Source organism: Flavonifractor sp. An112 (genome assembly GCF_904377885.1).
In the GTDB taxonomy this organism is placed as follows: Bacteria; Bacillota; Clostridia; order Oscillospirales; family Oscillospiraceae; genus Flavonifractor; species Flavonifractor avicola.
Window position 1 is genome coordinate 1 of sequence record NZ_CAJFGT010000103.1, and the last position, 6,332, is coordinate 6,332.

The window sequence follows — 6,332 nt, forward strand, 5'->3', positions numbered from 1 at the left end:
GCTGATGAAGCAGTTCATGGACGTGGTGCGGGAGAACCGGGCCCTGCGGAAGAAGGTGGAGGAGGGGCTGATGAAAGCCCACGGCTCCTTCACCGTGGCCTCCGCCCTCATGTCTTCCGAGATGCTGGAGCAGTCCCTCCTGTACCCCAAGCAGAGCGTGGAGCTGGACATGACCTTCCAGAACATCATGAGCGTCAACGTGCCCGTCTACCAGTTCCGCACCAAGAGCGACGACGCCGGTGAGATCTACCCCTACGGCTTCGCCGCCACCTCCGGCGAGCTGGACGGCGCGGTGGACGCCCTGTCCGGGGTGTTCCAGGATATGCTCAAGCTGGCTGAGATCGAAAAGACCTCCCAGCTGCTGGCGGAGGAGATCGAAAAGACCCGCCGCCGGGTCAACGCCCTGGAATATGTGAAGATCCCCCAGATGGAGGAGGCTATCAAATATATCTCCATGAAGCTGGACGAGAACGAGCGCTCCAACACCATCCGTCTGATGAAGGTGAAGGATATGCTCCTCAAGGAAGCCATCGAGGAACGCCAGGAGGCCGACGCCCGCGCGGTGGAAGCCTTTGGCGGAAAACAGGAAGAGGTATAACGATCATAAAAAAGACGGTCCCCACCGGGACCGTCTTTTTTTGTGGCATAAGCGCAAAAAACCGGGGCGGCCCACACTGGGCCGCCCCGGTTTGCATACCGGCTTATTCGGCGGAGATCATATAGTAGTACACAGGCTGACCGCCGGAGAGCAGGGTGATTTCGGCGTTGGGGCAGCACTCGGTGAAGAGCGCCAGAGCCTTCTGGGCGTCGTCCTCGGACACATCCTCGCCGTAGAAGATGTTGATAAACTCGGCGGACTGCTGGGCGTCAGCCTCGGCCAGACGGCGCAGCAGGGTGTCCAGATTCTGGTCGGTGCCGAAGAGCTGGTGCTCGGTGAGGGCCAGGTAGTCCCCCTGCTTGATGGCGAAGCCGTCAAAGTCGGAGTCCCGGGCGGCGTAGGTGATCTCGGAGGTGTGGACGTTGCCGATGGCCTCGGTCATGGCGGCCACATTGTCCTCCTGGGAGGCGTCCAGATCCATGACCATCAGAGCGGAGATGCCCTGGGGTACGGTCTTGGTGGGGAGAACCACCACCTGCTTGCCCTCCGCCAGAGGGATGCACTGCTGGGCGGCCATAATGATGTTGCCGTTGTTGGGCAGCACGAAGACGATCTCCGCCGGGGTGGCGTCGATCACTTTCATAATGTCGTCGGTGGAGGGGTTCATGGTCTGACCGCCGCTGATGACGCCGTCGGCCCCCAGATCCTTGAATACGGCGGCCAGGCCGTCGCCGGCGGCCACCGCCACCACGCCGTATTTCTTCTCGGGGGCCGCGATCTTCCGGCCGCCCTCGTGGTGGTCGTGGTCGTCCTCTTCCAGGTCGTCGGTGCTCTGGATGTGGCGACCGGCGGCCAGGTCCTCCGCCTGGGTGCGCATATTCTCAATCTTGGCCAGCTCCAGGGTACCGTACTTCTGGGCCTCGGTGAGGGCGGCGCCGGGAATGTCGGTGTGGACGTGGACCTTGAAGCAGTCGTCGTCCTCGCCGATGACCAGGCTGTCACCGATGCTGTTCAGGTAGGCCTCGAAGGAGGTCAGCTCCTTGTTGGTGGTCTTGCGGACGATGAACACCGTATCGAAGGTGAAGGTGATCTCCTCGGCGGCGATGGCGGCGTAGTCGGTCTTGGTCTCCGTCTTGCTCTCCTCGCCTCCCTCAGGCAGGGGCAGGCCCCGCAGGGAGTCCAGCATACCCTGGAGGATCACCAGGAAGCCCTTGCCGCCGGCGTCCACCACACCCGCCTTCTTGAGGACGGGGTTCATCTCGGTGGTGTGCTCCAGGGCCACCTGGCCCTCGGCAATGGCGGCCTCCAGTACGGCCTCGGGGTCGTCCGGGGTCTTGCGGGCGGCGTCGGCAGCCCGGGCGGCGGCCAGACGGGACACGGTGAGGATGGTGCCCTCGGCGGGCTTCATAACAGCCTTGTAGGCGGCGGCCACGCCGAAGTCCAGGGCAATGGCCAGATCCCGACCGTCGATGGTCTCCTTGTCCTTCACGGCCTTGGAGAAGCCCCGGAACAGCAAGGACAGGATGACGCCCGAGTTGCCGCGGGCGCCCCGCAGCAGGGCGGAGGCGTTGGTAGCGGCGGCCTCGCCTACGGTACGGGGTTGTTTTTTCTTCAGCTCAGCGGCGGCGGTGGAGATGGTCAGACCCATATTGGTACCGGTGTCGCCGTCAGGCACGGGGAATACGTTCAGCTCGTTGATCTGCTGTTTTTGAAGATTGATGGAGGCTGCCGCGTGGATGATAGCCTGGGCAAAGGACGCTCCGTCAATGCGCTCTCTCATGTCTGTGTTCCTTCCTTTCAATGGGCGGACCGGCCTCAGCCGATGACCATGGAATCGATGCACACGTCCACGTTGCGCACTTCGGCGCCGGTGGTACGCTGCACGATATAGCGGACCTCGCTCATAATGGAGCGGCTGACCGCCATCAGATTCACGCCGTTGTCCACGATGATATGCAGTTCGATGGAGACGGTGGAATCCTCATTGTAAGTGACTTTAACGCCCTTACCCATAGACTCCCGGCGCAGCAGGTGGACCAGGCCGTCCGCCTTGGAGCGCACCGCCATACCCTTCACGCCGTAGCAGTTGGTAGCGGCGGCGCCGGTGATGTTGGTAAACACTTCGCTGCTGATGGTGATCTCGCCCTGTTCGGTTTGCAGCTTCATTATCTGATCCCTTCCTTTCCTGGGGTGTCTGCATGGCATCCCCGTCAAAGCGGGGGAAAAGGTTCTATTGTTTGTCTTTTTATTGTATTCTATTTCACCACAAAATACAAGGGAAAAAAGTTTCTTCAAAGTGGGAATGTACACTTGTAATTTCCCACAAAAACGTGTACACTGTTCTCATCAGCACATTGCGTTCAACACAAAGGAGGCTGTTTGGATCATGAAAAAGTTTTTCTGCGGGATTGTGAAGTTTTTGGCCGTGCTGGCAGTGCTGGGCGCGGTGGTCTATGCTGTGGTGGCCTACTGGGACAAGCTCATGGAGCTGGTCTGCAAGGTGAAGGGCCTCATCTCCGGCAAGTGCGACGACTGCATGGAGGACGTGGAGTTCGCCGACTGGGAAGAGTAAGAAACTTGAAAAAGGGCCGCTGCCATGGGCAGCGGCCTTTTTTTACGTTTGAGGCGGTCGGCACAGCCGTCCGAAGTACCAGCCAGTGACCCCGTTCTTCTTCACCAAAGCCCGGTCGGCCAGCCGGCGGACAATGGACAGGATGTCCCCCGGCTCCACCGCCGGGCGGTAGTCGGTGGACTCCTTGCACAGGGTCTGGTCTCCGGAGCGGTAGAGGTAGTCGGTGAGTACGTCCACCTCCCGGCCGCTCTCCGGGTGGAGGCAGCGGCACAGGGCCCCGCCCCGCAGCAGCACCTCCACCTGACTGTGGCCCCAGCGCACATTCACCGACTGGGGCGTCTCCTCCTGTTTGTCCAGGGCCATGGCGGTGGGCAGACCGTCGCAGGAAAACCAGGTGAACCCCTCCCCCGGCTGCTGGGGCAGCACCAGGGCGTTGAGCTGGGCGTCCCGCTGGAGGGCGCAGCCGCCGTCGATGGAGACGATGTGCTGTTCCTCCGACACCAGCGGACAGGTGGTGGGGATGTGGGGGTGGTAGAGGGTCACCGGGGTGTGACCCACGATGCACCACCGGCGGAACCTGATGCCCCGGTCCAGGAAGTTGTCGTTTTTCATGCAGTCCCAGGCGGTCATGTCCTCCAGCCGGTCCTCGTCCCACACCCCGCCGTGGACAAAGAGATAGTCGGGGGTGAGCAGGATCTCGGGCATTGCCCGCAGGAAGGCCAGCTCCGGGCCGAAATGGTCCAGGATCACCTGCCGCAGGGCGGGCAGATCCTCCGGCGAGCGGGTCTCAAAGCCCGCCTCCTGGCCCATCTGGAGCAGGATGCAGCGGTTGCGCCACACGTTGAGGTAGTGGTGGAAAAATTCCGGCCGCACCTGGGGGGATTCCACAAATTCGGTGACCAGATCGTCGCAGTTGCCCTTGACGCAGTACACCGTCCGGCGGGTAGACAGGTCCATGACATAGCGCAGCACCGCCAGGCTGTCCTGGCCCTTTTCCACCAGATCACCCAGCAGTACCAGAATGTCGTCGGGGCCGTAGCCCGCCTTGTCCAGCAGGCCCTGGAACAGGGGCAGGCTGCCGTGAATGTCGCTGACCACCAGCACCCGCCGCCCGGCGGGGAATTCCAGCCGCTGTATCCGTGCTTTGCGCGCCATACCGGCCACCTCGCTTTATATGGAAACTGATTTCTGAGCCTGATACAACCGGGCGTATTCGCCGCCCTTGGCCATCAGCTCCTCATGGGTACCCTCCTCGGCGATGCCGCAGCCGTCGATGACCACAATGCGTCCGGCGGAGCGGATGGTGGACAGCCGGTGGGCGATGATGAGGGTGGTACGGCCCTGGGCCAGGGCGTCAAAGGCGGACTGGATGCGGGCCTCGGTGACGGTGTCCAGGGCGGAGGTGGCCTCGTCCAGAATGAGGATGGGCGGGTTTTTCAGGAAGATGCGGGCGATGGACACCCGCTGCTTCTGGCCGCCGGAGAGCATGACGCCCCGCTCACCCACCTGGGTCTGGAAGCCGTCGGGCATCTCCAGAATGTCGTCGTAGATCTCGGCCTTCTTGGCGGCCTCAATGATCTCCGCCTCGGTGGCGTCGGGCCGGCCGTAGCGGATGTTGTCGTAGATGGTGCCGGCGAAGAGGAACACGTCCTGCTGGACAATACCGATGTGTTCCCGCAGGTCGTGCTGCTTCAGCTCCCGCACGTCCTGGCCGTCCACCAGCACCCGGCCGCCGGTGACGTCGTAGAACCGGGGGATGAGCTGACACAGGGTGGACTTGCCGCCGCCGGAGGGGCCCACCACCGCCACCGTCTCGCCGGGGCGGACATGGAGGGTGATGTGCTCCAGCACCGGCTCGGGGGAGGACTCGTACCGGAAGGTCACGTCGTCCACCAGAATGTCGCCCTTCACGTCGGTGAGGGTGCGGGCGTCGGGGGCGTCCTGGATGTCGGGCTCCACCCGCATCAGCTCGGTGAACCGCTTGAAGCCCGCCATGCCCTGCATGAACTGCTCCACAAAGGCGGACAGTTTGCGGATGGGGGTAATGAAGGTGGTGACGTACAGGGCGAAGGTGGTGAGATCGATGAAGTCCATCTCACCCTTCATAATAAGGAAGCCGCCGAAGGCGATGACCACCACGGACAGGATGCCCATGAAGAACTCCATGCCCGACTGGTAGAAGGCCATGGTCTTGTAATAGCCACGCTTGGCCCCACGGAACTGGTCGTTGGCGGCGTTGAACTTGGCGCTCTCGGCGTCCTCGTTGGCGAAGGCCTTGGCGGTGCGCATCCCGGAGATGGAGGACTCCACCTCGCCGTTGATGCCGGCCAGCTTGGCCTTGACCTCGATGGAGGCCTTCATCATCTTTTTCCGGGTGAGGGCGGTAAAGAGGATGAAGATAGGGATGACGGCGAACACCATCAGGGCCAGCTGCCACTGGATGGTGAGCATGATGAAGAAGGCGCCCAGAATGGTCACCGAGGAGATGAACAGGTCCTCCGGGCCGTGGTGGGCCAGCTCGGTGATCTCAAAGAGGTCGCCGGTGACCCGGCTCATCAGCTGGCCGGTGCGGTTCTTGTCGTAGAAGGAGAAGGACAGATCCTGCATATGGGAGAACAGATCCCGGCGAATGTCGGCCTCCATCCGCACGCCCAGCAGGTGGCCCCAGTAGGTGACGATGAAGTAGAATACCCCCTTGAGCACATAGGCCAGAGCCAGGGCTGCCATCACGGCGAAGAAGGTGGCAAAGAGCTGGTTGGGCAGCAGGGTCTGCATGGACCAGCGGGACACCATGGGGAAGAGCAGGTCCACAACGCAGATCAGCAGGGCGCACACCATGTCCAGCAGGAACAGCTTCCAGTGGGGCTTGTAATAGGAGGCAAAAATTCGCAGATACCCCCGGTTTTTGAAGTCTTTTTGGTTGGTCATGACGCTCTCCTCTCAAAAATCCGTTACCTTACAGTATAGCCCGCTGCGGAGGGCTTTGTCAACTGAGAGCAAGCCCTCTGCCAAACCGGCCCACATGGGCTTGCCGGAGGGCCGGATAACAGGAAAAGGCGGTATGCGGGTAGTGTCAACAGTTTTTCGCAAATTTAGTTTGCAGTCTCTGGAATAAATGAAGTCAGTCAGCAATAGAGACATCCTCAAGGGCTGCCTCCAGGT

At 61.8% G+C, this 6,332-nt stretch carries 6 protein-coding genes; 2 read left to right on the forward strand and 4 right to left on the reverse strand.

The genetic code is table 11. The annotated features are described in order from the left end of the window. On the forward strand, window positions 1-598 hold a 598-nt coding region (locus IHN22_RS12080; protein WP_191435617.1), incomplete at its 5' end, for a V-type ATP synthase subunit D. Window positions 599-701: 103 nt separating this feature from the next. Here the strand turns inward: IHN22_RS12080 and IHN22_RS12085 are convergent. Together IHN22_RS12085 and IHN22_RS12090 are read right to left on the reverse strand one after the other, a co-directional pair. After that, window positions 702-2,378, reverse strand: a complete 1,677-nt coding sequence (locus tag IHN22_RS12085; protein WP_087270934.1) for a DAK2 domain-containing protein — start codon at window positions 2,376-2,378, stop codon at window positions 702-704. Between the two features lie 35 nt (window positions 2,379-2,413). Next, a complete protein-coding gene (locus IHN22_RS12090) occupies window positions 2,414-2,764 on the reverse strand; it encodes an Asp23/Gls24 family envelope stress response protein (protein WP_087189201.1) in 351 nt (116 codons plus the stop codon). A gap of 220 nt (window positions 2,765-2,984) precedes the next feature. On the opposite strand from IHN22_RS12090, the gene IHN22_RS12095 reads away from it, so the two are divergent. Further along, window positions 2,985-3,170 (forward strand): hypothetical protein, encoded by a 186-nt coding sequence (locus IHN22_RS12095; RefSeq protein WP_087189202.1) that lies wholly within the window; start codon window positions 2,985-2,987, stop codon window positions 3,168-3,170. Between the two features lie 42 nt (window positions 3,171-3,212). On the opposite strand, the gene IHN22_RS12100 is transcribed toward IHN22_RS12095, so the two are convergent. After that, the gene (locus IHN22_RS12100; RefSeq protein ID WP_191435619.1) at window positions 3,213-4,325 is read right to left on the reverse strand and encodes a metallophosphoesterase; all 1,113 of its coding nucleotides are present in this window, start codon (window positions 4,323-4,325) and stop codon (window positions 3,213-3,215) included. 15 nt (window positions 4,326-4,340) lie between these two features. Then, window positions 4,341-6,098: an ABC transporter ATP-binding protein gene (locus tag IHN22_RS12105; protein ID WP_191435621.1), complete on the reverse strand. Its 1,758-nt coding sequence runs from the start codon at window positions 6,096-6,098 to the stop codon at window positions 4,341-4,343. Window positions 6,099-6,332: the final 234 nt, after the last annotated feature.

Bases quoted from the DNA above. Each gene is read 5' to 3' on its own strand.
- IHN22_RS12100 (WP_191435619.1), bottom strand. From the start codon at position 4,325: ATGGCGCGCAAAGCACGGATACAGCGGCTGGAATTCCCCGCCGGGCGG.
- IHN22_RS12085 (WP_087270934.1), bottom strand. From the start codon at position 2,378: ATGAGAGAGCGCATTGACGGAGCGTCCTTTGCCCAGGCTATCATCCAC.
- IHN22_RS12105 (WP_191435621.1), bottom strand. From the start codon at position 6,098: ATGACCAACCAAAAAGACTTCAAAAACCGGGGGTATCTGCGAATTTTT.
- IHN22_RS12095 (WP_087189202.1), top strand. From the start codon at position 2,985: ATGAAAAAGTTTTTCTGCGGGATTGTGAAGTTTTTGGCCGTGCTGGCA.
- IHN22_RS12090 (WP_087189201.1), bottom strand. From the start codon at position 2,764: ATGAAGCTGCAAACCGAACAGGGCGAGATCACCATCAGCAGCGAAGTG.